This is a genomic window from Flavitalea plasmicola (genome assembly GCF_030546645.1).
Taxonomy (GTDB): Bacteria; Bacteroidota; Bacteroidia; order Chitinophagales; family Chitinophagaceae; genus Puia.
In genome coordinates this window covers 678,454-704,412 of sequence record NZ_JAUOTO010000002.1, presented here as the reverse complement: position 1 = coordinate 704,412, position 25,959 = coordinate 678,454, and the positions used below count along the sequence as shown (strand labels likewise).

Here is a 25,959-nt window from a genome sequence, read left to right as displayed (position 1 = left end):
TAAAAAACGAACATAGAGCATGACACCCATCAAGACGGCCTTACTTTCATTCGGAATGTCCGGGCGCGTATTTCACGCCCCTTTTCTGCACCTCAATCCGGGATTTGAATTGTATGCGATCTGGGAAAGGGATAAGAACCTCTCACAGGCCCTGTACCCCAATGTCCGGATCTATCGCACATTCGAAGAGATCCTGAACGACGCTGCCGTCGAACTGGTGGTGGTCAATACGCCCAACTATACGCATTTCGAATTTACAAAGGCTGTCCTGAAGGCAGGTAAGCACGCCGTAGTGGAGAAACCTTTCACGGTCACCGTGGAGGAGGGGCTGGAACTGGCGGCGCTCGCGGTGGAGTCAGGGAAAAAAGTTTCGGTTTACCAGAGCCGCCGCTATGACAGCGACTCCAGGACTATCAAAAAACTGGTGGAGGAAGGCTGGCTGGGACAGATCGTGGAAGCGGAGCTGCATTACGATCGCTATACGACGGCGCTCAGCCCCAAGGTACATAAGGAAACCCCCGGTCCGGGCCGCGGTCTGCTGTATGACCTGGGGTCCCACCTCCTGGACCAGGTGCTGCAGCTCTTCGGTATGCCATCGGCTGTTTTCGCGGACATCGGTATCATCCGGCCCATCTCCAAAGTGGACGATTATATGGAGCTGCTCCTCTATTATCCTGCCCACCGCAATCTGCGGGTGCGGCTCAAATCAAGCTACCTCGTCCGTGAACCCATCCCCGCCACGGCGCTGTACGGTACTTTGGGCACCTTCCTCAAGCCAAAGGCCGACCCCCAGGAGCAACGGCTGCTGGCAGGCGCCATGCCGGACGAAAAGGACTGGGGCGTAGAGCCCGGCAGCGGGAAAGGACTGCTGCATACGGAGAAGGACGGGAAAGTGATCAGAGAATATATTCCTTCCCTGAAGGGAGATTACGGAGCATTCTACGAAGGCATGTACGAGGCCATCCGTCATAACAAGCCGGTGCCGGTGACGCCCGAAGAAGGCATCGATATCATCCGGGTGATCACAGCAGCCTATAAAAGCAATGAAGAAAAAAGGGTCGTCCCCATATCATAAACCTTCGGTAACGATTGCGTAAAAAAATCAGACGGCAGGGCCGGCTGATCTGAAAATACTATCTAACATTGTCCAGCGACCTTGTAAGACGGATTACAACAGAAATTAAATTGTTATGAAAAATTTTTTGGACGAGAACTTTTTACTGAATACAAAGGCAGCGCAGCAATTGTATCATGACTACGCCAGGGAAATGCCGATCATCGACTATCACTGCCATCTTCCTCCTCAGCAGATAGCGGCCGATCACCAGTTCAACAACCTTACGCAGGCGTGGTTGTACGGCGACCACTATAAATGGAGGGCCATGCGCACCAACGGTGTCAACGAAAGCTACTGCACGGGCGATCAGCCTGATTATGAAAAGTTCCTCAAATGGGCCGAGACTGTTCCCTATACGCTGCGCAATCCTCTCTACCATTGGACACACCTGGAGCTGCAACGTTATTTCGACGTAAAGGATGTCCTCAGCAGCAGGACGGCAAAAAAGATCTATGACACCTGCTCCGAAAAATTACAGACAAAGGAATATTCGGTACGACATCTGCTCCGCAAGATGAATGTCAGGGCCGTTTGCACCACCGATGACCCCGTGGATTCACTGGAACATCACCTCCTGCTGAAACAGGAAGGCTTCGAGATCCCCATCCTGCCCGCCTTCCGGCCCGATAACGCCATGAATGTGGACAACCCGGATCATTTCAATGCATATATCCGCCGCCTGGAAGCCGCGACCAATATAGCCATTTCCAGCTTCAACGATTATCTTTTTGCCCTGGAGAACCGGCACGACTATTTCGCTTCCGTAGGTTGCACCGTCTCCGACCATGGCCTGGAAGAAATGTATTCGGAAGAATTCACTGCCTGGGAAGTAGAGGCCGTATTCAACAAGGTAAGGGCCGGCAAATGGCTCAGCGAGATCGAACGTCGTAAGTTCAAATCCGCCATGCTGGTGCATTTCGCCGAATGGGACTGGGAAAAGGAATGGGTGCAGCAATACCATCTCGGGGCCTTACGCAATAACAACAGCCGTATGATGCAACGGCTGGGAGCAGACACAGGCTGGGATTCCATCGGCGATTTCTCCCAGGGAAGAGCCCTGGCGAAATTCCTGGACAGGCTGGATAAAGAAGACAAACTGGCCAGGACCATTGTCTACAACCTCAATCCCGCCGACAACGAACTGATGGCGACCATGATCGGTAATTTCAATGATGGCTCCATCGCCGGAAAAGTGCAATACGGCTCTGCCTGGTGGTTCATGGACCAGAAAGATGGGATGATCCGCCAGATCAATGCGCTTTCCAATATGGGATTGCTCAGCCGATTCGTAGGTATGCTGACGGACTCCCGCAGCTTCCTTTCCTTCCCCCGTCATGAATATTTCCGCCGCATACTTTGTAACCTTTTCGGAGAGGAGATCACCAACGGAGAATTGCCCAATGATATGGAATGGATCGGCAAAGTGGTGAAAGATATCTGCTATTACAATGCAAAACAATATTTTAACTTCCAGCCCGCCAGTTCTCTGACCTATGCGGAATAAAAAACCCGATATGAAGATATCGGGTATGAGTCGACTCTGATTTAGACCTTATCCTAAAGGCGAATTTAAATAAGTTCTAAATATAAAGGATATTATATATAGAGAATTGATTGACTTTTAATGTTTAGGCCTCTTTGTTGAATAAATGGGAACTAATACATGTTGTTTTTATTTAATAATATGGGCTATAGCCCCTTTCCATTGAATAAATGCGAACAGGCATTGTAACGTAAGCGGACAGCAGGTGGGTCGAAACGAGTATTAAACAATTAATTTCCAGTTATTTGTGGTGATGGCATTATATTAGCCGTAAAAAGGGAACCCTGATAAGGCTATCCATATGAACGAGCAGGATCGGATTTGGAAATTGATCACCGGAAAACTCTCCGGCGAAGCGACGGAAGATGAGCTGCAGGAGCTTCAGGAGCTCTTAAAGGCGCACCCTGACCAGTCTTTTTCCCTGCAGCTGTTGACGGACCTGTGGGGGCCTGCCGCCCCAAAAGATCCTGCCGCCGCAGAGCGTGCTTTCGATCTCCACATGGCAAGGCTGAATGCCAGACCTCAAAAACCTGAACCCCTCAGCCGCTATAAGCCGCCAAAGCAAAAGACCCTTCTCGCAACCTTCAGCCTCCTGCATAATTATAGAAAGACCATCGGCCGTAATCTTCTCCGCAACAAGACTTTTTCCTTCATCAACGTTACAGGGCTTGCCATCGGCATGGCCAGCGCCTTGCTCATCCTGCTGTGGATCAGGAATGAGATGAGCCATGACCTCTTTCACGTAAAGAAGGACCGCATCTACCAGCTTTACAGCCGGGGAACATTCGAAGGGAAGATCCAATGCTGGCCGGCAACGCCCATGGTATTAGGCCCCGCGCTAAAAAAAGACTACCCGCAGGCGGAAGATGTGGTCCGCGCCAACTGGGTGGCGGCCTTTGTCCTTTCCAACGGGGACAAACACCTGCTGACACAGGGATATCTCGTCGACACCGGATTTTTAAACATGTTCAGCTTTCCCCTCCTGCAGGGTGACGTACACACCGCATTGAACAACCCGCATTCCATTGTTCTTACAGAGTCGTCTGCCCGAAAATTGTTTGGCACCACCGACGTTTTGGGTGCTAGCCTGAGAGTGGACAGCATCTCGGACTTCATGGTGACAGGCGTCCTGAAGGATATGCCTCCCAATACACGCTTCCACAAGATGGAATACCTGGTGCCCTGGAGCTATATGCGGGAAGTGCGGTGGGAAGAGCCCAGCTGGGCAAAATATTCCATCCAGACCTATGTGCTGCTGAAACCTGGTGTCACCGAACAACAGGCCGACAAACTTTTTGAGCATATCGTCCAGGCACACGCTCCCGACGTAAAGAACGAGGTCTTTCTCCATCCCCTGCGCAAATGGCGCCTGTATTCGGGTTTTGAGAACGGTAAGAACACGGGAGGGTATATCGAGCAGGTCCGGATGTTCATCGTCATTGCCGCCTTTATCCTCCTGATCGCTTGTATCAATTATATGAACCTCAGCACCGCCCGGAGTGAAAAAAGGGCCCGGGAAGTAGGCATCCGCAAAGTGGTGGGCGCCGGCAGGGGCTCTCTGATAGGAAGGTTTATAGGAGAGTCGTTGTTGATGGCCGTACTGGCGGGCATCATTGCCTTGCTGATCGTACAGCCTGTGCTGGCTTCTTTCAACACGCTGGTGGAACAGACGCTCTCGATCCCGTATAATGACGCTACATTCTGGATCAGCATGGCTGCGTTCATAAGCTTCACTGGTCTGCTGGCAGGCAGCTATCCGGCCTTTTATCTTTCCGGTTTCAGGCCCATTCAGGTGCTAAAGGGCTCTTTCAAGGTCGTCACGGCCCTGGTGGCGCCCCGCAAGATCCTGGTGGTGGTGCAGTTCACCACGGCTATCGCCTTCATCATCTGTACGCTGGTGGTTTACCGGCAGCTGCTCTTTGCGCAGCACCGGGACACGGGGTTCGACAAGGACAGGCTCTCCTTCGTGTATATAAAAGGAGACATCGCCAAAAATTATCCCCTGATCAAACAGGAATTGGTGAGCAAGGGGCTCGTCACTTCCATCACCCGGACCAATTCACCCGTCACCGATATCTGGACCAGTGATGACAGCTATGAATGGAACGGGAAAGACCCGGGTACCCGGTCCTACTTCGCGAAGTTCGCCACGGAAAAAGATTTTGTAAAGACCATCGGACTAACGCTCGTGGCCGGCAGGGATATTGACGTGCATGCCTTCCCGACGGATTCCACCGCTATCCTGCTGAACGAATCTGCTGTACGGGCGATGAAACTCAAAGACCCCGTCGGTCAGACCGTAAAGAATCGCGAAGGCCGCCGGCATATCGTGGGCGTCATCCGCGATTTTGTGCCAGGTTCTCCTTTCGACGTCGTGCCGCCCATCATTATAGAAGGACCCACCATCGGCTTTGGCACCATCACCTTCAGGTTGAATGATAAGGCGAAAGGCGTCCTGGCGAAGATCAGCGCGATCTTTAACAAGTACAATCCCAATTATCCTTTTCAATATTATTCCGTGGAAGATGCCTATGCGGCACAATTCGAAGGCGAAAGGCATTTCGGTGTCATGGCGCTCATTTTTGCAGGGCTGACCATTTTTATCTCCTGTCTTGGCCTGTTCGCGCTGGCAGCCTACATGGCGGAAAACCGGATAAAAGAGATCGGTATCCGGAAAGTGCTGGGCGCTTCCGTACCGGGACTTACAGCCCTGCTGACAAAAGAGTTCATGATCCTGGTCTTCATCTCATTTATCATTGCCTCACCCCTGGCCGGATGGGTCATGCATGCCTGGCTGCGGGATTTTCCCTATCACACCGATATAGGCGCATGGGTTTTCGTCATTGCGGGAGGCCTGTCCTTTATCATCGCCATGGGGACGGTGACCTGGCAGTCTTTAAAGGCTGCATTGGCCAATCCGGCCAAAAGCCTGCGAACGGAGGGGTGATCGCCGCGGGCAGGTCAGGGGCATTCCTTTTGCATCCACACCTGAAAAAGCTTTATGGCAATCAAACAAACGAAGCTCGATCTCCCGGAAGTAAAAGATATTCCCGGTCAGGAACACGTACGTCCCCCCCGGCTGGGCGAGCTGGCCGACACTACGCCCTCTTCCGCCGATGAAGAAGGAGATGACGTGCTGGAACCACGCGATGGCGACGAAGACATTACTTCAGCGACAGACGCCGACGTCACCCCGGAGGAAAGAAAAGTGCTGGAAGACATCGACTATCGCAAAGCGGAAAGTGAGGACCAGCCCCTCATAGAAGGCCAGCTGGACAACACGGACGGTGACGGCGATCCCCTGAACGAAGACGATGACGACCTCTCGGGCGAAGACCTGGACGTGCCCGGAGCCGAAGATGACGATCTCAACGAAGAGATAGGAGAGGAGGACGAAGAGAACAACGAATATAGCCTTGACGACAACGACGAAGAAAACGAGCTATGATGTTTCCCCGTCGGAAACACCGGCTTCCAAAGGAGCCACGCCCGAAGGAACTTCCACTATGGTCCGGCCGTGAGGAAGACTGTCGGGGAAGTGCTCCTGTACGAATTTAATAAGACCCTCGCGAACGTCGCACCGAAGGTCAAATGCATTGCCGGAGCTGCTGGCGCTCATAAGCGCCCGCACCTCGATGGTCTTTTCTGTGGCATTGGTGATCTGCAATACTTTCACTCTTTTGTCCCACAAGGGATTGGACTCCAGCAGGCGGGTGAGCTCCTTCCTGAGGGGGTCCAACGGCACCGTATAATCGAGGTAGAGGAACACCGTTCCCAGGATATCCGCCGTCGTCCTTGTCCAGTTCTGGAATGGTTTCTCGATAAAATAATTGATGGGCAGGATCAGGCGGCGCTGATCCCAGATGTTAAGCACAACATATGTAAGGGTGATCTCTTCGACCCTTCCCCATTCTCCTTCCACCACCAGCACATCGTCGATGCGTAAGGGCTGCGTAAAGGCTATCTGGAAGCCGGCAAGCAGGTTGCCCAACGACTTCTGGGCCGCAAAGCCGATGATGATCCCGCCTACGCCCACGCCGGTCAGCAGGCTGGCGCCCAGCTTACGCAGGTTGTTAAAGCTCAGCAGGATGATACAAACGGTGAGAATGACGATCAATCCAATGGCCAGCTTGCGGATGAACTGCAGCTGCGTGCGGATCTTACGCTCTTTCAGGTTATCCGCCTTCGTTATGTCGAAAGAATGGTAGGCATAATCTTCAAAGATCTTTACGACGCCGATCAGCACATAGGCGAAAGCCAGGGTGAGCAGGATTCCCACCGTCCTGTCCAGCGCCGGGTAAAACGCGGCCTTGATCTTCATTAAAGGAAGAAGGAAATTAAAGGTCAGCAGAGGCAGCAGATAGCTGAAAGGTTTGCCCATGCGGACCAGTATGCTGCGCGTAATGGAATAATGCGGCTGCACGGACGGTTTCCTCCTGAAGAAAAGGGAAAGCAGCGTTTTCACGAGGAGACCAATGGCAATAGCCACTGCAATTAAGATCAGGTCCCATATTATGTCGGGCAAACGGTCGAACTTGCTTAAAAAATCATCCATATCCGGGGGAATTGGGCAATTTCGTGTAAGTTACAAGCTTCATTCCAAAGTTCTTGTTTTATCCGGCTGGCATGAATTTTTAACTTACAGCACCATAACGATCAGCATATGCACCTGTCAAAGGCTAAAAAGACGCCGTTCCCCAGGGACGTGAAGCCAATGCTGGCCACCCTCGTGGATCAGCCCTTCGATGGCCCGGACTGGATCTATGAGATCAAATGGGACGGCTACAGGGTCGTCAGCTATCTCAACAGGGGGAAAGTGGAGATGCGCAGCCGTAATAACCTTTCTTTCAACGAGAAATTTGACGTCATCCGGGGCGCACTGGAACAATGGAATATCAAGGCGGTGCTGGATGGCGAGATCGTAGCCCTGGACGAGCACGGGTACGCCAATTTCCAGCAGCTGCAGAACGTGTTGAAGAACAAGGCCACCGCCCACCTGGTATACTATGTGTTCGACATACTGTGGTACGAAGGGAAAGACCTTACCCAACTACCGCTGCTGGAAAGGAAAGAGATCCTGAAAAACATTTTCCCCAACAAAGACGACCGCATCCGGTACAGTGACCACATCGTGGGAAAAGGGATCGACTTCCTCGCAACGGCCGTCCGGCACGGACTGGAAGGCGTCATGGCGAAAAAGATCGACAGCACCTATGAAGTGGGCGCACGCAGTGGCAGTTGGCTGAAAATGAAAAACAATCACAGGATGGAAGCCATTATTGCCGGCTTTACCCTTCCCCGGCGCAGCCGTAAGTTCTTTGGTGCCATCATCCTGGGTAGGTACGAAAGAAAAAAATTGGTCTACATCGGGCACAGCGGCTCCGGCTTTTCAGACAAAGACCTGAAGGAAATGTCCAAAAAGTTCCAGCCGCTGATCACGGATAAATGCCCTTTCGCGACCGTCCCTCACACGAACCAGCCTGCTACCTGGCTGAGACCCGAGCTGGTATGCGAGGTGAAATTCTCGGAATGGACGACAGACAGGATCCTCCGCCATCCCATCTTTGCAGGATTACGGGAGGACAAGCATGCATCCAACGAAAAAAATGTAAAAATGGTAAACGCACCCAAAAATGCCACAAAAAAAGCGCCGGCCAAAAAGTCGGGGACGGCATTGCTGCCCGCCGGTACGGCGGATGAACAGGTCATGATGGTAGATCGCCGGGAGCTGAAGTTCACGCACCTCAATAAGATCTATTGGCCAAAGGAAAAGTATACCAAACGGGACCTGCTGAACTACTATCACGAAATTACCCCATATATCCTGCCGTATATGCTCGACAGACCCCAGTCACTGAACCGGCATCCCAACGGCATCGCAGGATCGAATTTCTACCAGAAGAATACGGCGGGAAAAGTCGCGGACTGGATCTCCACCTACCGCTTTGACAGCGAATCGCAGGGACCCATCGACTTTATGGTCTGCACCGGCGAAGCCTCCCTCCTGTACATGGCCTCGCTGGGATGCATCGAAATGAACCCCTGGCACAGCCGCACCGCCGCCCCTCATCACCCCGACTGGTGTGTCATCGACCTGGACCCTGACAACAATCCCTATGACCAGGTGGTGACGGTCGCGCTGGTGATAAAGGAACTGCTGGACGAAATGAAATTACCCGCCTTTTGTAAGACCTCCGGCGCCACGGGTATGCATATCTATATTCCGCTCAAGGCAAAATATACGTACGACCAATCCCGCATGCTGGCACGGCTCATCGTGGAAATGGCGAATAAGGACCAGCGCATCGCCCCCTTCACCAGCCTGGTACGGACACCCGCCAAAAGAAAGAAAAAGATCTACCTGGATTTTCTCCAGAACAGGGAGATCCAGACCCTGGCGGCTCCTTATTCAGTGCGACCCCGTCCGGGCGCTACCGTTTCCACACCCCTGCATTGGGAAGAATTGAAGAAGGGGCTGACGCCAGCCAGCTTCACCATGCTGAATATCATGGACAGGCTGAAGAATGAAGGCGATCTGTTCAAGGGGGTGCTGGGTAAAGGCATCGACCTGGAAAAAACTATCCGGCAAATAGAGCGCATGGGGTGAGGCAAAATTATATGGGCTTTTTTCACATGTAATTATCTCGCGAGGTTTTTTTACAATTCATACGCTGGATTTTCTAGCACTTACACATTTGCTAGGAAACTAATCTATTTTTTCACGTTAATCGAATGTTAATAGTTTGTAGTTTTAATTGATTTTTAATTTTTAGAAACCAAAACTAAAACGAATCAACATGAGAAAACTTCTGCTGTTATTGGCATGCTTTTGCATGGCAGTCAGTCAGTTATTTGCACAAAACCGTATTGTCACAGGTAAAGTGACAGATGAAAAGGGAGCCCCCATCCCTAATGCAACGGTGATCGTCAGAGGCGGCAAAGCCTTGGGCACTTCCACTTCCACAGATGGCAGCTTTTCGATATCTGTTCCTCCCGCTGCCAAAACCCTCGTCGTTTCAGCCATTAATTTCAAGCCGCTGGAAATGTCCATTGGCAACAAAGGGGTGATCGATTTCACGCTGGAATCCAGCAACACCAGCCTGGATGAAGTAGTCGTGGTTGGATACGGCACCCAACGTAAGGCTACTTCCACCGCATCTATCGTAAAGGTCGGAGGAGACAAGCTGGAGAACAAGCCCTTTACTTCCGTGGACCAGATGCTACAGGGCGCTTCGGCTGGCCTGCAATCATCGGCTTCCACTGGCCAGCCCGGCGCCAACCAGGCCATCCGTATCCGGGGCGTAGGCAGCTTCACCTACGGCGGCGCACAACCGCTCTATGTAGTGGACGGCGTGCAGATCAATGGTGGCGACCTGAGCAATGGCAACGGTGTCTCCACCTCCAATGCCGGTACTTTCAACGTCAATCCCAGCACCAACGTGCTGGCGACCATGAACGCCAACGATATCGAAAGCATAACGGTCCTGAAAGATGCCGCCGCCACCTCGATCTACGGTTCGCGTGGAGCCAACGGAGTTATCCTGATCACGACCAAGAGCGGCAAGCAGGGGAAGGCGCAGTTCAGGGCGGATGTGGAAATTGGTAATAACAAAGCCATCCTGCCTCCAGCCAAAGGACGTCCGCTCCGCGCGAAAGATTGGCTGATGATGCTGCGGGAAAGCTATGTGAACGGCGGTTATACGGACGCCAGTATCACGTCCTCCCTCCACCAGTATGGCGATACCTCGGGCCTTGACACGGACTGGCTGGGACTGGTCACCCGCAACGGTACGCAGCAGCAATATAACCTCAGCGCCACAGGCGGAGAAGGCAAGATCAAATACTATCTTTCCGGCGGTTACTTCAAGCAGGAAGGCACCACCATTGGTACGGATCTGAAAAGAGTGACGGGCAATACGAAGATCACCTACGCCGCCACGAACAGGCTTACCCTCACAACGAAGATCACGGTGGGTGCTGTTAACCAGAATTCGGCGCTGGCTTCCAGCGGTACTTCAGGCGGCGGCGGCTATTTCGGCAACCCCACGTATGTGGCGCTGACCCTGCGCCCCACCCAGACGCCTTACAATAAGGATGGTACGCTGAATGTCAGCACGGCTAACACAGGTTTCCCCTCGCACTACAACCCCCTCTATATTGCCGCCCATGACAAACGCTGGCTGAAAGCATTCCAGGGCATGGCCAACCAATCCCTGGAATACAGGATCATCGAAGGCCTGAAGTTTACCACTACCATGGGCCTCCAATACACCACCAACGAAGAATACCAGTTCAACAACCCCTACCATGGAGACGCCTCCGGCTCCGCGGGACAGGGTATTGCTTATTACACCCGCAACTTCCTGTATGACTGGATCAACCAGTTCGATTATCACCATGATTTCTCGGTGCTGGGCGACCAAAAGCTTTCCCTGGACGCCAAGCTGGGACACGAAGGGATCAAGAACGATTTCTTCCAGCAGGTGGGCAACGTCACCAACTTCCCCAACTTCGATTACTACCTGTCCACCAATGGCGCAACTTCCACCAATGGCAAGGTGACCGGCTCGAACTATACGTTTGAAGGGTATTACAGCAACCTGACGCTGTCCCTGAGCGATAAATATTCGCTGTATGGCAGCTATCGCCGGGACGCTTCCTCACGGTTCAGCACCAGTGATCGCTGGGGTAATTTTGCTTCCGTTGGCGCCAGCTGGACCCTCTCCAACGAGGAGTTCCTGAAGCCGTTGGCGCGCACCCTTTCCCTGTTGAAGATCCGCGCCAGCTATGGCAGCAATGGTAACGCAGAGATCCCCAACTATGGCTGGCGGCAGCTGTATAGCTTCGGCTACAACTACAATGGCGTGGCCGGCGGCCGGTTTGACCAGATAGGAAATGAAAAGCTCACCTGGGAAAAGAACAAGCAGACGGACATCGGTGTCGACATCGGTCTTTTAAGCAATCGCATTAATATCACATTCGATTATTACAAAAGGATTACGAAGGACGCACTGCTGCCCCAGAATGTTTCCCCCACATCGGGTTTTCCCAGCTTCATCAACAACGTAGGCGACCTGGAGAACAAGGGATACGAGATCACGCTCAACATCATTCCCGTGCAGACCAGGGACGTCACCTGGGAGATCAACGCAAATCTGACGCACAACAGGAACAAGGTCACCAGCCTCCCTGCCGGAGACCAGCAGAACCTGCAGAACGCCAGCTTCTTCATGCGCAAAGGCCTCTCCATGTACTCGTTCTATACCAGGGGCTGGGCAGGCGTCGACCCCGCGGATGGGGCCGCCATGTGGTACACGGACAGCAGCAGAAAGGCGACCACCAAGACACGTGGTACGGCTCCTTTATTCTTCGTGGGCAAGCAGGCCGATCCCAAATACTACGGCAGCGTGGGCAGCACCGTGACCGTGAAAGGCATCAGCCTGAACTTTGATTTCTATTATAACTATGGCAATTATATCCAGGAGGCTTACGCTCAGTATTTCCTGGACGGTACCTATGCCACACGCGGCAAGTATACCCTCAACCTGGAAAGATGGCAAAAGCCCGGCGACAAGACCAATGTCCCGAAGTATGTCTTCGGCCTGGCCAACACCTCTTCAGGTTCCGACCGCCTGCTTTTCAAGGGTGATTACATCCGCCTGCGCAACGTGCAGCTGGCCTACCGGATCACCGCAAAGTCGATCACAGAAAGGCTGCATGTCAGTTTCATCAACGTTTATGTCCGCGGTACGAACCTATGGACCAAACGCTATGACAAGGACATCCTGAACGATCCGGAACAAGGGATCCTGGGATTGAACCAGCAGCAGGTGATGCCCTCCAAATCTTTCACGGGCGGTATAAACATTACATTCTAATCGCAGCAGCGTAAAAATTCATACTACAATGAAAAGAACAAGTTTGTTACGTCGATATATGGCAGGGATACTGGGAGTGAGCTACCTGATGTTCACGCTCTCTTCCTGCAGCAAATCATTCCTGAACCAGACGCCGAAGGACGGAGCGCCGACTTCCACGGCCATCACCAGCGAGGCCACCATGTACACGGCCATCCTGGGCCTGTACTCTTCCATGCGCGCCACGGACTTTTATGGCAGGACCTATGCCATCAAGGGGGACCTGATGGCCGACAACGCCTTCCTGTCTTCCAGCAACTCCGGACGGTACCTGGGCTTCAATAACTACGATATGGACAAGACCAATGCCTACCCGCGGGATTGCTGGTCCAACGCCTACGCGGGCATCAAGAACGCCAATTTTATCATCAATTGCGGATTGCCGAATACGAATAATCCCATCAGCCATATGTACGCCGAGGCGTACGCCCTGAGAGGCCTCTTCCTGTTCGACCTGGCCCGCAATTACTCCATGCCTTATGCGGCAGGGGCTGACAATGACGGCGTGCCCATCGTAAAATTCTTCGACTACAAAGCGCTGCCGGCCCGTAGCAAAGTAGGAGAGGTCTATACCCAGATCCTGTCGGACCTGGATTCGGCCCTGCTATTGTCAAAATATGCCCAGACAGCGACCATGGCTTTCACCAGCACGGGCGTCAACAGGACCATGAACTATACTTTCGTGACGAAATATGTCATCGAGGCCCTGCAGGCCCGCGTTTACCAGCACATGGGCAACTGGCAGGCCGTACATGACAAGGCGCAGGACATCGTCGACAACGGGGGCTATTCCCTGGCCACCAGCACGGCGTTGGTGGGATACTGGCAGAATGCCGGTGTTTCCAACGATAAGATCGAGACGATGTTCGAGGTGACTTCTGATGCCAATAACAACGTAGCAGATGGCACCCTGGCCAATATCTACGTCCCCAAGCCCCTGGGAAGCTACGGGGATATCCTGGCGACCAAGGCGTTTTACGACTCTTATTCTCCGACGGATGCACGCAAAAGCCTGTACAATCCTTCCACGCGCAGCGGCCAGCTGGGCACTGCTTACTATGTCACGAAATACCCCATCGATGTGGTCAACTACGATGACGTGAAGATCGTACGGTTTGCGGAAGTATTGCTGATGCTGGCGGAATCCTATTACAACCTGAACGATGAGACCAACGCCCTGAAATACCTGAATATGGTGGCCAAACAACGCGACCCGTCTTTTGCGGGATACGCCTCCACGGGCGCGCAGGTGCTGGAGGATATCCTCAACGAAAGGGCCAAGGAGCTGGCTTTTGAAGGCTACCGCTTCTGGGACCTCTATCGTCTGCAAAGGACCTTTGTCCACCCCCAGTCACAGGATGGGACAAATGCCATTAACAAAAGTGTGACGGTGACGCCGGGGACCACGGTGAATTTCATCTTCCCGATCCCGAATAATGAAAGGTTGCTGAACCCTAACGTGTCCCAGAATCCCGGATACAATTAGTTGCAGCGCCGCAGGCAAGGCACGATTATGGCCTTAGGCAAAGTATGGAAACCTTACTTGCCCTTACCCATAAAGAGTTCCTGTCGGTGGACAGGGATCATGAAAAAGCAGCCGCGGCAGCTCACCTGGTATATGTGACGGATCTCCAGCCGGGCATCGTGCGCCTTAAGAAAGGGAAAGGCTTCACCTATCTCTTCGGGGACAAGCCGGTGAAGGACAAGCATCAGATCGAACGTATCCGCAAGCTGGTGATCCCGCCGGCCTGGACTCAGGTGTGGATCTGCGCCAGCGAAAAAGGACATATCCAGGCCACGGGCCTTGACCTCCGCGGCCGCAAGCAATACAGGTACCATGCATTGTGGAATTCTTTGCGCAATGAGACGAAATTTCACCGCCTGTATGAATTTGGCAAGGCCTTGCCCCTGCTGCGGACACGGCTGGAAGTGGACCTGCAGTCCAGGGAGCTCACCCAGGAAAAAGTGCTGGCCACCGTGGTCAGCCTGATGGAGCGGACATTTATACGCATAGGTAATAACGAATACGAGAAGACCAACGGTTCCTATGGGTTGACTACATTGAAGAACAAACATGTAGCCATCTCAGGGGATAAGCTGGTCTTCTCTTTTACGGGTAAAAAAGGTATCCACCACGACGTCAGCCTGCGCAACAAACGCCTTGCCCGCATCGTCAGCCAATGCCACGACATCCCCGGAAAGGAATTATTCCAGTACTATGACCCGGACGGGAACCGCCATCCCATTGATTCGGGAATGGTCAATGGTTATATCAGGGATGCCGCCCAACAGGATTTCACCGCCAAGGACTTCCGCACCTGGGCCGGTTCGCTCGAAGCCCTGCAGGCCTTTCGCTCCATCGGGGAAGCGCTGACAGCCGCCGACTTGAAAAAGAATATCAACGCCGTGCTGGACAGCGTCAGCGGAAAGCTGGGCAATACACGCACGGTTTGCCGCAAATACTATGTCCATCCCGGGCTCATCCGTTTGTACGAGGAGAATAAGCTGGTGAAATATCTCCACGAACTGGATAAAATGGAGAATGCCCCTGTTCCCGGCGCCGATGCAGGCCTCGCCGCTGAGGAAAAGATCCTGATGAAAATATTGAAGGAATATATCAGCGCTTCGCCCGTCATGGGGTCGTGACGGTGGTGGTGGTGGTCACGGTCGTCTCCTGCTCTGTCACCGTCACGCGGCTGCGCAGCTTCGCATGCAGCCGCGAATAAGGCTTGAAATGATATTTTTGCGGCTTGCCCAACAGGAATCCCACCGCCTTGAACCCCGGCAGCAGATCGAAGATGATCTTACAGATGGCCGTCACAGGTAAAGCAAGGATCAATCCGGACAGCCCCCAGAGCTTTCCAAACAGCAAAAGGGCAAAAATGGCCACCAGCGGATTGATGCTCACCTTGGAGCCGACCACATACGGTGTAATGAGATTACCCTCCAGGATATGCACAAAGAGAAATACGGCCATCACACCCACCGCATACCAGTAAGAGTCCTTTGTGATCAACGCCACGAGGATGGGCAGCGCACTGCCGATGAGTATGCCGATATAAGGTATGATCACCAATATACCCCCGAGGAAACCGAAGAACAAAGGTGACTCGATGCCCAGGCACCAGAGTCCGACGGAGTTCAGCGCGCCGATGATGCCGATGACCTTCAACAGGCCTACCAGGTAATTTTGAATGACTTCGTAAATCTTTTGCATCGTGTCGTCTATCAGCAGCTTGTCGGAGGAAGCAAAGACCTTATAGAAGAATTCCAGGAAGAATACCCGCAGGTACAATAAGAAAAAGCTGAAGAGCAATACCAGCACGAATTGAGAAATGAGATTGGCGGTAAAGGTCATGCCCGACGAAAAATAAGTGCTGCTATTTTCCATCACTTTGCCCAGCAACTGATGGACGTGGTCCGCCTGTATGGATTTCGCTATCCGCCAATGCTGCGATATATAAGTCTCCCCCTTGTCAATGAGTCCACCCATTTTTTGAATGAGCTCCGGCGCCTGTCCTATCAGGTGCAGCAGCTGTATGACCACCACGGCAAGGAACAACGCCAGCAGAACGCCGGCGGCCAGCACGGCGCAGAACGACGCCAATCCCTTATGCCATCCCCATTTTTCCAGCCGCAGACAAATAGGGAACAGCATGCTGGAGAATATAATTGCGAACAGGAGCGGGATGATCAGCACTTCAGCCCATGCCAATATAACAAAGCAGATCACCAGTATGATCAGGATAGCCGCAATGCGCAAAGGATTGGCGAACTTAATTTCATTCATAAACGTCGCGTGACAATAAGATTAAAAGTAAGCCGGTCGCGACGACCGGCTTTAAGGGTCCATAGATCAACCCTTTACCCCCAAAGACATTTCAGGACCGGTCAGGCTCTCCGGATGATACCCAGTATCAGGGAGATCAGCGCCAGTACGATCAGCACGTGGATCAGCCCTCCGACGCTGTATACAAACACACCCAGGATCCAACCTATGATAAGTATCACTGCTATTAAATAAAGTAGACCGCTCATAAAAAAAGTTTTAAGTAGTAAGGAATTTCGTTGTCTTCTATTACCCTAAGAAAAATGCTTGCCAATATGGAACAAAACGGGATAAAGCGTCGTTTAGCCCTATCTTCGTCCAGTTTTGGGGAATTAAATCCCCGGAGCTCCGCACCCTGGCATAATCTTATTTATATTAAATACATGAAGAAGCTTTCAGACTTTTGGAAAGTGTTTAAAAAAGCAGCCATAGAGTTCGATGGCGACAATGGCTTTAAGCTTGCCGCTTCTTTATCTTACTCCACTATCTTTGCCATGGGGCCTCTACTGATCGTCGTTATATCACTGGCAGGTATCTTTCTTGGCCATGATGCCGTGGAAGGAAGGATCTATCACCAGATAAAGGGACTGGTAGGCAGTGGTGCGGCGCTGCAGATCCAGGAGATCATCAAGAATATCCAGGCTTCCCGTCACACGATGGCAGGCGCCATCATTGGCGGCATCATCCTGCTGATCGGTGCGACCAGCGTATTCACGGAGATCCAGGGATCCATCAACTATATGTGGTCCATCCAGGCCAAGCCGAAAAAAGGCTGGCTAAAGCTCCTGGGCAACCGTCTTCTGTCCTTCAGCCTGATCGTAGGGCTGGGCTTTATCGCCATGGTATCGCTGCTGATCAATTCCCTCATGGACCTCCTGAGCACCTATCTGAAGAACTATTTTTCACACGGCACGGTGGTAGTTTTTTACATCGTCAATATGATACTGACCCTGGCAGCCGTCACCCTGCTGTTCACCATCATCTTCAAGGTGCTGCCGGATGCCGTCATACGTTGGAAAGACGCGTTCATTGGGGCTGTTTTCACCGGGTTGCTGTTTATTTTGGGTAAATTTCTCATCGGTCTGTACCTGGGAAATTCCAGGTTGGGCATCACATATGGCGCCGCCGCCTCTATTGTGGTCATTCTTACCTGGGTATATTATTCCTCGATCATCCTGTATTTCGGCGCTGAATTCACAGAGGTCTATGCACAGCTCTTCGGTGGCCGCATCAGGCCCTCTGATACAGCCGTCTTTATCCTTAAAAGAGAGGTACAGGAGCTGGAATGAGGGACATCTAGGAAGCCTTGCGCTTGCGACCCCCGCCGCCCTGCAGACTGGCTTTCAGCTGAGACAACAGATCCTTGCCTTCCCTATGCACCACCTTCATCACGGGCTTCGGAGGCTTGCGTCCCTTCGCCTTGGCATGGATCAGCTTCATCAATTCATCGGAATAGGTGTCTTTATACTTGTCGATGTCAAACGGACCCGACAACTGATCGATCAGCTGGATAGCCATTTTCAGCTCAGCCGGCTTGCTGCTGCCGGCAGGGATGTTCAGGTCCTCCGTCGACCGCACTTCCTGGGCCCAGCGGATCTTGTAGAGCACGAGCGCATTGTCCACCGGCTTCAGCAGGCAGAGGCTCTCCTTGTTGCGTAATACAAAACTGCCAAACGCCACCTTGCCCGTTTTCGACAAGGCATCCCGTAATAAGATATACGCCTTGCCGCCGGATTTCTCCGGCTCCAGGTAGTAAGGCGTCTCGTAGTAAAGACCATCCACTTCCACCTCTTCGACAAACTCCTTTATCTCGATGATCTTTGTTTTCTCCGGGCTGGCTTTCTGGAAATCCTCATCCGTCAGCACCACATAACGATCATCCAGCTTATATCCTTTGACAATGTTCTCCCAGGCCACCTCCTTGCCCGTATGCTCGTTCACGCGTTTGAATTTTATATTGGCATGGTCCTTCTTGTCCAGCATGTCCAGGTCGAGCGAGCTCTCTTCCGTGGCGCTGTATAGCTTGATGGGGATGTTTACGAGGCCGAAGCCGATAGCCCCTGTCCATATTGCTCTCATAGCTGAGTGTTTTATTAAAATATACGAAGTTTTATGCCAAAACCACGCTTGTGGCACCTGCATGCATACCCGGCGCGGCACGACAATTGAAGAAGTTATGAAAATAAACCGACGTATTAACTAAATGATCTGTTATGAAAAAGAATCAATCGATGCGAAAGCTAAGTGTTTTATTTACAGCGGCTTTATTAATCGCCGGGATGACGGTGTGCGCGCAGGAACAGCAAACCGCTACGGATAGCGGTCCAACGGCGAAGTTCGGGATCAAGGGCGGGCTCAACCTGACCAATCTCTACAGCTCCCAGGCCAACACCGATCATATGAAAGCCGGATTCAACGCGGGTGTATTCGCAAAGTTGCCCGTCACCAGGGGTTTTTCCATTCAGCCTGAAATATTGTACAGCCTGAAGGGAAACAAGTCAAATTACGACAACATTTTGCAGGGCAGCGGAGAATACAGGTTTAACCTGGGCTATGTGGAAGTGCCTGTGCTGGCCGTCGTAAACCTGGCGTCGAACTTCAACCTGCACCTGGGACCTTATGCCGGTTACCTGGTCAATGCGAATGTGAAGAACGTCAACAACAATGGCGACGTCCAGGGCGCGACGGATCTCAAAACGAGTGACTTCAACAAGTGGGACTTCGGTCTGGCAGGTGGCCTGGGATTCGACATCCAGCATGTTACGCTCGGAGCCCGGTACAACTATGGCCTGAGCCACATCGGCAAATCCGGTGAAGCGTCGGGTACGCTCCTCGGCAACGCTAAGAATGCGGGTTTCTCGTTCTATGCGGGATTTGCATTCTAAATGAGCAAAAAAAAAATCCGTCTCGCAAGAGACGGATTTTTTTATTTATTCCCACAACCCCCGTATCTGCGCCACCGGTATATTCAACAACTCCCTGTATTTGGCCACGGTCCGTCGGGCGATGGAATATCCCCTGTTAGCCAGGATGGACACCAGCTGCCTGTCCGTATAAGGCTCTTTTTTGTTCTCTGTTTCTATCAGCTCGCTGATGATGCTCTGGATCACCTTGTTGCTGATGCTATTGCCTTCCTTATTGACGATGCCTTCTGTGAAAAGGTCTTTCAGCAGTATGGTCCCGAAGGGCGTCTCGGCATATTTGTTACAGGTCAGGCGGCTGACGGTAGAGATATCTACTTTTACTTTGTCTGCAATGTCCTTTAGCTTCATGGGCTTCAACAGCAGGATATCCCCGTATTTGAAATATTCATATTGCATGTCGAGTATGGCGTTCATGATCTTCAGCATATTCGATTCACGCTGCTGGATGGCGTTGATGAACCATTGTGCGGATGACAGCTTGCTGCGAAGATATTGACGGGCGGATTTTTCCACCTTGTCATTATGTGCGGCGTTTTGCACCATCTCTACCCAGGACTGGCTGATATGTAGATTGGAAGATCGCTGACGATACAACGCCACTTCCAGTTTTTCGCCTTCATCGAGAATGACAAAATCCGGCAGGATGGAAGGATTCACCTGTATCGCTGCCACCGGCTGCGTGAAAGGACGCGTTTTCAGATGGGCCAGCAGGCTGAGTACGATCCGGATCTCGTCGTCCTCCAGGCCCAGCTGTTTTTTCAGCTTGTCCAGGTTGGCGCCCCGCAGGTCCTGGAAATGTTCTTCCAGCAGGCAAATAGCCATCCGCACATCCGGCTGCTTGATATTCATTTTTTTCAGCTGCAGCAGCATATATTCCTGTACGTTCCTGCAGCCGGCCCCGAATGGGTCCAGTTCACGTATATGGGTAAGTGTTTCTTCCAGCTCCGAAGGCTCGATCCATGTCTTCCTGGAAAAAGATATCTCAGAGGCCAGCTCTTCCAGGTCCTGTTCCAGGAAACCGCTCTCGTTCAAAGAGTCGATGAGAAAGTCGAATAGATAATACTTTTCCTCCGGTACGCTGAGATAACGGCACTGGCGCTTCAGCTCTTCCCGGAAATCCGTTTGCTCGGCCATGGGCTTTTCGGGGATCTTCTCCGTAGAAAGATAATTCTTATATTCAGTCTTATAATCAGGAATATCGTCGTAGCCATATTCTTCCCAATTCTGAAAATCCTGCACCGTATCTTTGGAGAACTTGTCCGAAAGGCTCTCGTCGCCGGATGCCGTCTCTTCGAGAACCGGGTTCTCGGTCAATTCGTCCTGTATTCGTTGTTCCAGCTCCAAAGTGTTCAAATGGAAAAGGTTGAGTAATTCAATCTGCTGGGGCAGGATCGTGTGCTGTTGCTTCTGCGTTTGAAGTTGCTTGAGCATAATCCACGGAATTTTGTAGTAGGAGTACGACAAATCGGAAGCCAGAAATTCCGCTGCTTTAAAGCATGCCCGGGGGTGGGATGAAAGACGCCCCGTGTAGAAAAATAGGTACGCCCCTGGGGAAAAAACGTAACAAATCCCTTGAGTTACAATATTTTCCCTTTACGGTAGCTTGTAAATGAAAATTTGAACAGTTGGAGAAAATGGTCTGTATTTTGTCAAATAAGGTTAATACTATAACTTAAATATCATCGAATCACAGACTATGCAGAGCAGCCAGCCTAAAAATAGACCGCGCAGATCCGTCATACGCAGGTTGGCGAGAATATTTCTAAAGATCACGGCTTCCATCATCATCATCCTGATCATCGTGATCTTTTTGATACAGACCCCTTATATCCAGAACATTATACGTGGCAAAGCCGAAAAATACCTTTCCCGGAAGCTGCAAACCCGGGTTAATATCGGCAACCTCTATATCAGGTTCCCCGAAAACATAGTGCTGAAGAATATTTATCTGGAAGACAGGCAGAAGGATACGCTGCTCTCAGCCGGCCTGATCGACGTCAACATCCATATGTGGGGACTCCTGCACAACAATATCGACATTGGCAAGGTGCAGCTGGAAGCCATTACGATGAAGATAAAACGTCTTCTGCCGGACACGACCTTTAATTTCCAGTTCATTGCGGATGCCTTTTCCAGCCCTGCGGGCAAGCAGCCCGCTGATAAAGGCACTTCCTCTATGAAAATGTCGCTACGGGAGCTGCAGCTGAATAAGGTCCGGTTCCTGTATAAGGATACGTTGACAGGGAATGACATAGAAATATGGATCGATCACAGCGTCACCCACCTGGACGCCTTCGATCCTGCAAAGCTTTCCTTCCATGTGACCCAGTTCCAGATGAAAGGGCTGCAGGCTCGTATCCGGCAGTATAAGCCGCTGGTGATCCCGGACACCGCCATTGCCAACGCTGTCGCCACCGGTGCCCCCATGGACTTTCAATTAGGGAGGATCGGCTTTGCCGACAGCAGGATCGACTATAGCAACGAGGTCACCTCTATGACCACCAGCCTCCGGCTGGGACGGCTGGCGGCAGAAGTGCAGTCGGTCGACGTCGACAAACAGGTGTTCAGGATAAAAGCCCTGGAGCTGGACAGCACGGATGCCCGCTATGACGATAATACGCAGCGTCGCCAGCCGAAGGGAATGGATTACGCCCACCTGGATATCCATGATCTCTCTCTGCATGGTAACAACCTCTTCTACAGCGCGGATTCGCTCAGCGGCGTCATCACCAAAGGTCAGCTCACCGAGCGTTCCGGCTTCGACCTGCGGCAGCTGCAGTCGTCCTTCCTGTATACCGCCCACCACACCAGCCTGCAGAACCTCCTGCTCCGTACCCCCGGAACGCTGATCCAAAGAAGCCTGACACTTCATTATTCTTCCCCCGCCGCGATGGTAAAAGACCCGGTACACACCCTGGTCGACCTGGACCTGCCCGGCAGCCGCATACAGGTGAAGGATGTGCTGCTCTTCATTCCATCCCTGGCCGCACAGCCGGCCTTTCACCCCAACGATACCTGGAATGTCGATGCCCGTGTCAAAGGGACACTGGATGCCCTGCAGGTGGAACGTTTCCGTTTCAGCGGCCTGCAGGATATCGCCGTGGACCTCTCCGGCACAGTACTCCATCCCATGGATGTCAAACATGTCTCGGCCAACTTGAACATAGCCAGCATGTCCGGCAGCCGCAAAAGCCTGGAAGCGTTGCTGCCTAAAGGGACATTACCCGCCAACATCGCCATCCCCGCCCGCTTCACCGTGCGCGGCAGACTGCAGGGTGATATGTCGGGCTTCAACAGCGACCTGGTGCTGGCGACCACTTCAGGGACGGTGGTCCTGAAAGGCTATATCCAGCAGTTCAGGGATCCCAAAAATGCCCGCTATGACCTGGCCTTGCAGACAAAGGCGCTGGACCTGGGCTATATCCTGAAGGACAGTGTCCAATGGGGATTGATCACCGCTGACTTCACGGCAAAAGGAAGGGGACTGGATCAGCACACGGCCAATGCGGTGCTGCATGGCCGCCTTCAGTCCGCCACGATCCGGCAATATACCTACCATAACTTTTTCTTCGACGGATCAGTGGCCAATGAACATGCGGAGTTGCGATCCGCCATCCATGATACCGCCATCGGCTTCGACCTTCATGCCTCCGCCGGGCTGGCCGGTAAATTCCCCGCCGTGCGCCTGGATTGGCGCATCGATACGGCCGACTTGCACGCCCTCCACCTCGTGAAAGATACCCTGCAGTTCAAAGGACACGTGAACGCGGACTTTGTCAGCACGAACCCGGACTCGCTTATCGGCCACCTGAGAATGGACAGCCTGGCGCTGCTGCAGGGCACAAAAAAATTCGCCACCGACAGCATCATCCTGACAGCAGACCATGCCAACGGGATCCAGGACATACAGCTGCATGCGGAAATGGCCGACCTGGACTGGAATGGCCGCTACAAGCTGACGGAAGTGCAACGGGCTCTTCAGCATACGATCAACAATTATTACAGGATCAATGGGTATAAAGACTCGGCCTTTACAGAGCAGGAGTGGCGTATGCAGCTGCGTTTCAGGACTTCCCCGCTTGTGCTGGCCTACATGCCCGCTCTCAAGGGCACCGATACGGTGACGGGCTTCCTCTACTTCAACAGTCGTTACGATGACATCCGCCTCTCCATGAACGCTCCCCGCGTCCAGGTGGGAACGCAGGTGTTCCAGCATATGACGGCTTCAGCGCACAGCGCGGGAGCCGACAGCGGTCAGCTGCGCTACACGGTCGACATAGCCTCCGGACAGGGCAGCGGCTTTTCCCTTTACCAGACCTCCGTGCACGGATGGCTGGCCGAGGACAAGCTGTTCACCACGGCGCTGCTGAAAGACAGAAAAGGGAAAGACCGCTACAGGCTGGCAGGTCAGCTGGAGAAGCTGATAGATGGGCTGAAGTTCACCCTTCACCCCGACAGCCTTCTGCTGAATTACGACAAATGGCAGGTAAGCCAGGACAATTTCTTTCAATACGACTCCGCCGGCGTCCTCGTCCATGATTTCAGGATCGAAAACAAAGGGGAAGCATTGCAGGTCAACAGCACGCAAAATATTTCCAATTCGCCCATCGACGTGACGTTCTCCAACTTTCGGCTGGGCACGTTGTCGCGCTTTGCCGACCAGGACTCCCTGTCCGTGGAAGGCGTCCTCAACGGCAAGGCACAAGTGAAGAACCCGACTTCCTCGCCTCTGTTTACCTCGGACCTGCAGATAAAGGATCTCAGTTACAGGAAGGACTCCGTCGGCGACCTGGCTATCAAGGTCGGCAATGAGAAGGCCGACGCCCTCACCGCAGATGTCCGCCTCACGGGTCACCAGAATGACGTAGCCGTCAAAGGAGAATATTATATGAAGGACAGCCGCATGGATTTGGTGCTGGACCTCCGGCAGCTGAACCTGGCTTCCCTGAAACCTTTTGCTACTTCCCAGGTGAAGGATCTGAAAGGATTCCTCAAAGGCAAGCTGGCGCTGAAAGGCACCATGGACCAGCCGGGTATCACTGGCAACCTGCACTTCGACAATGCCTTCATCGTTCCGGTGATCTCGGGCGAGCCCTTGAAACTTGCGAATGACAACATCGAATTCGACTCGGATGGCTTCAACTTCACCGAATTTGCCTTTCAGGACTCCGCCGGCAACAAAGCCACTATTGATGGCAACGTGTACACGAAGAATTACAGCGACTTCAAATTTGATATCTTTTTGAATGCAAGTAATTTCCGTTTGGTGAATGCCCGTCAGGCCAGCGACAGGATGTTTTACGGCGCCTTGAATATGGATGCTTCCGTCAGCCTGTCCGGAGATGGCAACACCCCGCAGGTGGACGGGGACCTGCGGGTCAACAAGAGAACGGACTTCACCTTTGTCCTGCCGGAAAACAACCCGGAAATAGTGGACAGACAAGGGGTAGTTCGTTTTATGGATAAGGGTCACCCGGGTGACACATTGGTAGATCAGCGTGCTAAACTAATGGCCGCGCAGTCCGTCATCAAGGGAATGGACATCAGCCTCAACGTCGCCACAGACAGCAGCGCCCTGTTCACCATCATCGTGGACGAACGGAATGGCGATGCGCTTACGGCCAGAGGCAGATCCAACCTCGTGTTTTCCATGGACCAATCGGGTCGGATGGAGCTGACGGGTGGATATGAAGTGGAGAGTGGCGCTTATAACCTTTCGTTTAATGTGCTGAAACGGAAATTTGACATCCAGCGGGGCAGCACCATCACCTGGACAGGGGATATCATGAAGGCAGAGCTGGATATCACCGCTACCTATGCGGCCAATACACCTTCCATCGATCTGATAGCAAACGAAATTGCAGGCCGCACCCAGGCGGAGATTAATAAATTCAAACAAAAGCTGCCTTTTTTGGTGACCCTGAAGATGGAAGGCGAACTGATGAAACCCAAGATAACTTTCGACATTACCCTGCCGCCCAGCTACCTGGCCCTCTGGCCGGATGTGGATCAAAAGCTGCAGCAGATACGCGTGCAGGAGTCCGAACTGGATAAGCAGGTATTCGCTTTGCTCCTCTTAAACCGTTTTGTAGGAGACGACCCCCTGCAAAGCGCGGCGGGAGGTGGTAGCAGTGTCGGCAGCCTGGCTTTCCAGAGCGCGAGCCAGATCCTCACCAATCAGTTGGACCAGCTGGCAGCCAGTCTTATTAAGGGCGTTGATATTCATTTCGATCTCAATCAGCAGCAGGATTTCAGCACAGGTGTCGAACGGGATTATACCGAAGCCACCGTCCAGGTGTCCAAGCGGCTTTTCAACGACCGTATCCAGGTCAGTGTGGGCAGCAACTTCGATGTACAGGGGGAAGGCAACCCTAACCAGCAAGCCTCCAACATTGCGGGCGATCTGGCAGTGGATTACAAGCTCACCAAGGACGGCCGTTATATGGTGCGGGCCTACCGGAAAAATCAATACCAGGCCGTAATAGAGGGACAGGTAGTAGAGACAGGCGTGAGTTTTATTTTGACATTCGACTATAACAAGCTCAAGGAAATATTCGGCCGTACGCGGGAAGAAAAACTCGAAGAACGACGCAGAGCTAAAAAGGCGCAGGCCGAATCCCCAAAATAAT

General features: G+C 52.5%; 16 protein-coding genes. 11 read left to right on the top strand and 5 right to left on the bottom strand.

All coding sequences use genetic code 11. The features are described 5' to 3' along the window. The first annotated feature begins 19 nt into the window (after positions 1–19). From Q4E93_RS08020 to Q4E93_RS08005, 4 genes are all read left to right on the top strand, one after another. A complete protein-coding gene (locus tag Q4E93_RS08020) occupies positions 20–1,075 on the top strand; it encodes a Gfo/Idh/MocA family oxidoreductase (RefSeq protein WP_303584103.1) in 1,056 nt (351 codons plus the stop codon). A 115-nt stretch (positions 1,076–1,190) separates the two neighbouring features. Then, a complete protein-coding gene (gene uxaC, locus Q4E93_RS08015) occupies positions 1,191–2,621 on the top strand; it encodes a glucuronate isomerase (RefSeq protein WP_303584101.1) in 1,431 nt (476 codons plus the stop codon). A 340-nt stretch (positions 2,622–2,961) separates the two neighbouring features. Beyond that, positions 2,962–5,607, top strand: coding sequence for an ABC transporter permease (locus tag Q4E93_RS08010; protein WP_303584099.1), 2,646 nt, complete (start codon positions 2,962–2,964; stop codon positions 5,605–5,607). Between the two features lie 54 nt (positions 5,608–5,661). Next, on the top strand, positions 5,662–6,108 hold the full coding sequence (locus Q4E93_RS08005; RefSeq protein WP_303584097.1) for a hypothetical protein: 447 nt from the start codon (positions 5,662–5,664) through the stop codon (positions 6,106–6,108). On the opposite strand, the gene Q4E93_RS08000 is transcribed toward Q4E93_RS08005, so the two are convergent. Beyond that, positions 6,103–7,215, bottom strand: a complete 1,113-nt coding sequence (locus tag Q4E93_RS08000; RefSeq protein ID WP_303584095.1) for a mechanosensitive ion channel family protein — start codon at positions 7,213–7,215, stop codon at positions 6,103–6,105. The two genes, Q4E93_RS08005 and Q4E93_RS08000, sit on opposite strands and share 6 nt — an antisense overlap. A 108-nt stretch (positions 7,216–7,323) precedes the next feature. Between Q4E93_RS08000 and ligD the strand changes: the two genes are divergently transcribed. The 4 genes from ligD to Q4E93_RS07980 all read left to right on the top strand — a co-directional run bounded on the left by ligD (position 7,324) and on the right by Q4E93_RS07980 (position 15,223). Next, entirely contained in the window at positions 7,324–9,267 is a 1,944-nt protein-coding gene (ligD, locus tag Q4E93_RS07995; RefSeq protein WP_303584093.1) for a DNA ligase D, read from the top strand. 190 nt (positions 9,268–9,457) lie between these two features. Next, entirely contained in the window at positions 9,458–12,538 is a 3,081-nt protein-coding gene (locus Q4E93_RS07990) for a SusC/RagA family TonB-linked outer membrane protein (protein WP_303584091.1), read from the top strand. A gap of 28 nt (positions 12,539–12,566) precedes the next feature. After that, the gene (locus Q4E93_RS07985) at positions 12,567–14,063 is read left to right on the top strand and encodes a RagB/SusD family nutrient uptake outer membrane protein (protein ID WP_303584089.1); all 1,497 of its coding nucleotides are present in this window, start codon (positions 12,567–12,569) and stop codon (positions 14,061–14,063) included. Positions 14,064–14,107: 44 nt separating this feature from the next. Next, positions 14,108–15,223 carry a DNA topoisomerase IB gene (locus Q4E93_RS07980; RefSeq protein WP_303584086.1) on the top strand — a complete coding sequence of 372 codons (1,116 nt, stop codon included), beginning with the start codon at positions 14,108–14,110 and terminating at the stop codon, positions 15,221–15,223. Here Q4E93_RS07980 and Q4E93_RS07975 read toward each other — a convergent pair. Both Q4E93_RS07975 and Q4E93_RS07970 read right to left on the bottom strand, forming a co-directional pair. After that, complete coding sequence (locus Q4E93_RS07975; protein WP_303584084.1) at positions 15,210–16,367, bottom strand: AI-2E family transporter; 1,158 nt, start codon at positions 16,365–16,367, stop codon at positions 15,210–15,212. The genes Q4E93_RS07980 and Q4E93_RS07975 overlap by 14 nt on opposite strands. 101 nt (positions 16,368–16,468) lie before the next feature. Then, the gene (locus Q4E93_RS07970) at positions 16,469–16,615 is read right to left on the bottom strand and encodes a lmo0937 family membrane protein (RefSeq protein ID WP_303584083.1); all 147 of its coding nucleotides are present in this window, start codon (positions 16,613–16,615) and stop codon (positions 16,469–16,471) included. A gap of 174 nt (positions 16,616–16,789) precedes the next feature. Here Q4E93_RS07970 and Q4E93_RS07965 point away from each other — a divergent pair, with 174 nt between their 5' ends. Beyond that, positions 16,790–17,695 carry a YihY/virulence factor BrkB family protein gene (locus Q4E93_RS07965; RefSeq protein ID WP_303584082.1) on the top strand — a complete coding sequence of 302 codons (906 nt, stop codon included), beginning with the start codon at positions 16,790–16,792 and terminating at the stop codon, positions 17,693–17,695. A 7-nt stretch (positions 17,696–17,702) separates the two neighbouring features. On the opposite strand, the gene ku is transcribed toward Q4E93_RS07965, so the two are convergent. Next, positions 17,703–18,485 (bottom strand): non-homologous end joining protein Ku, encoded by a 783-nt coding sequence (ku, locus tag Q4E93_RS07960; protein ID WP_303584080.1) that lies wholly within the window; start codon positions 18,483–18,485, stop codon positions 17,703–17,705. A 134-nt stretch (positions 18,486–18,619) separates the two neighbouring features. Between ku and Q4E93_RS07955 the strand changes: the two genes are divergently transcribed. After that, a complete protein-coding gene (locus tag Q4E93_RS07955; RefSeq protein ID WP_303584078.1) occupies positions 18,620–19,291 on the top strand; it encodes a porin family protein in 672 nt (223 codons plus the stop codon). Between the two features lie 45 nt (positions 19,292–19,336). On the opposite strand, the gene rpoN is transcribed toward Q4E93_RS07955, so the two are convergent. After that, entirely contained in the window at positions 19,337–20,761 is a 1,425-nt protein-coding gene (gene rpoN / locus Q4E93_RS07950) for an RNA polymerase factor sigma-54 (RefSeq protein ID WP_303584075.1), read from the bottom strand. A gap of 265 nt (positions 20,762–21,026) precedes the next feature. Here rpoN and Q4E93_RS07945 point away from each other — a divergent pair, with 265 nt between their 5' ends. Further along, the gene (locus Q4E93_RS07945; protein ID WP_303584074.1) at positions 21,027–25,958 is read left to right on the top strand and encodes a translocation/assembly module TamB domain-containing protein; all 4,932 of its coding nucleotides are present in this window, start codon (positions 21,027–21,029) and stop codon (positions 25,956–25,958) included. The last annotated feature ends 1 nt before the right edge of the window (position 25,959 follow it).

What these genes read in the sequence shown, in the direction of transcription:
- Q4E93_RS07945 (WP_303584074.1), top strand. Translation starts at nt 21,027, where the DNA reads ATGCAGAGCAGCCAGCCTAAAAATAGACCGCGCAGATCCGTCATACGC.
- Q4E93_RS08000 (WP_303584095.1), bottom strand. Translation starts at nt 7,215, where the DNA reads ATGGATGATTTTTTAAGCAAGTTCGACCGTTTGCCCGACATAATATGG.
- Q4E93_RS07975 (WP_303584084.1), bottom strand. Translation starts at nt 16,367, where the DNA reads ATGAATGAAATTAAGTTCGCCAATCCTTTGCGCATTGCGGCTATCCTG.
- ligD (WP_303584093.1), top strand. Translation starts at nt 7,324, where the DNA reads ATGCACCTGTCAAAGGCTAAAAAGACGCCGTTCCCCAGGGACGTGAAG.
- Q4E93_RS07965 (WP_303584082.1), top strand. Translation starts at nt 16,790, where the DNA reads ATGAAGAAGCTTTCAGACTTTTGGAAAGTGTTTAAAAAAGCAGCCATA.
- Q4E93_RS08010 (WP_303584099.1), top strand. Translation starts at nt 2,962, where the DNA reads ATGAACGAGCAGGATCGGATTTGGAAATTGATCACCGGAAAACTCTCC.
- Q4E93_RS08005 (WP_303584097.1), top strand. Translation starts at nt 5,662, where the DNA reads ATGGCAATCAAACAAACGAAGCTCGATCTCCCGGAAGTAAAAGATATT.
- uxaC (WP_303584101.1), top strand. Translation starts at nt 1,191, where the DNA reads ATGAAAAATTTTTTGGACGAGAACTTTTTACTGAATACAAAGGCAGCG.
- Q4E93_RS07980 (WP_303584086.1), top strand. Translation starts at nt 14,108, where the DNA reads ATGGAAACCTTACTTGCCCTTACCCATAAAGAGTTCCTGTCGGTGGAC.
- Q4E93_RS07955 (WP_303584078.1), top strand. Translation starts at nt 18,620, where the DNA reads ATGAAAAAGAATCAATCGATGCGAAAGCTAAGTGTTTTATTTACAGCG.
- Q4E93_RS07990 (WP_303584091.1), top strand. Translation starts at nt 9,458, where the DNA reads ATGAGAAAACTTCTGCTGTTATTGGCATGCTTTTGCATGGCAGTCAGT.
- Q4E93_RS07985 (WP_303584089.1), top strand. Translation starts at nt 12,567, where the DNA reads ATGAAAAGAACAAGTTTGTTACGTCGATATATGGCAGGGATACTGGGA.
- Q4E93_RS07970 (WP_303584083.1), bottom strand. Translation starts at nt 16,615, where the DNA reads ATGAGCGGTCTACTTTATTTAATAGCAGTGATACTTATCATAGGTTGG.
- Q4E93_RS08020 (WP_303584103.1), top strand. Translation starts at nt 20, where the DNA reads ATGACACCCATCAAGACGGCCTTACTTTCATTCGGAATGTCCGGGCGC.
- rpoN (WP_303584075.1), bottom strand. Translation starts at nt 20,761, where the DNA reads ATGCTCAAGCAACTTCAAACGCAGAAGCAACAGCACACGATCCTGCCC.
- ku (WP_303584080.1), bottom strand. Translation starts at nt 18,485, where the DNA reads ATGAGAGCAATATGGACAGGGGCTATCGGCTTCGGCCTCGTAAACATC.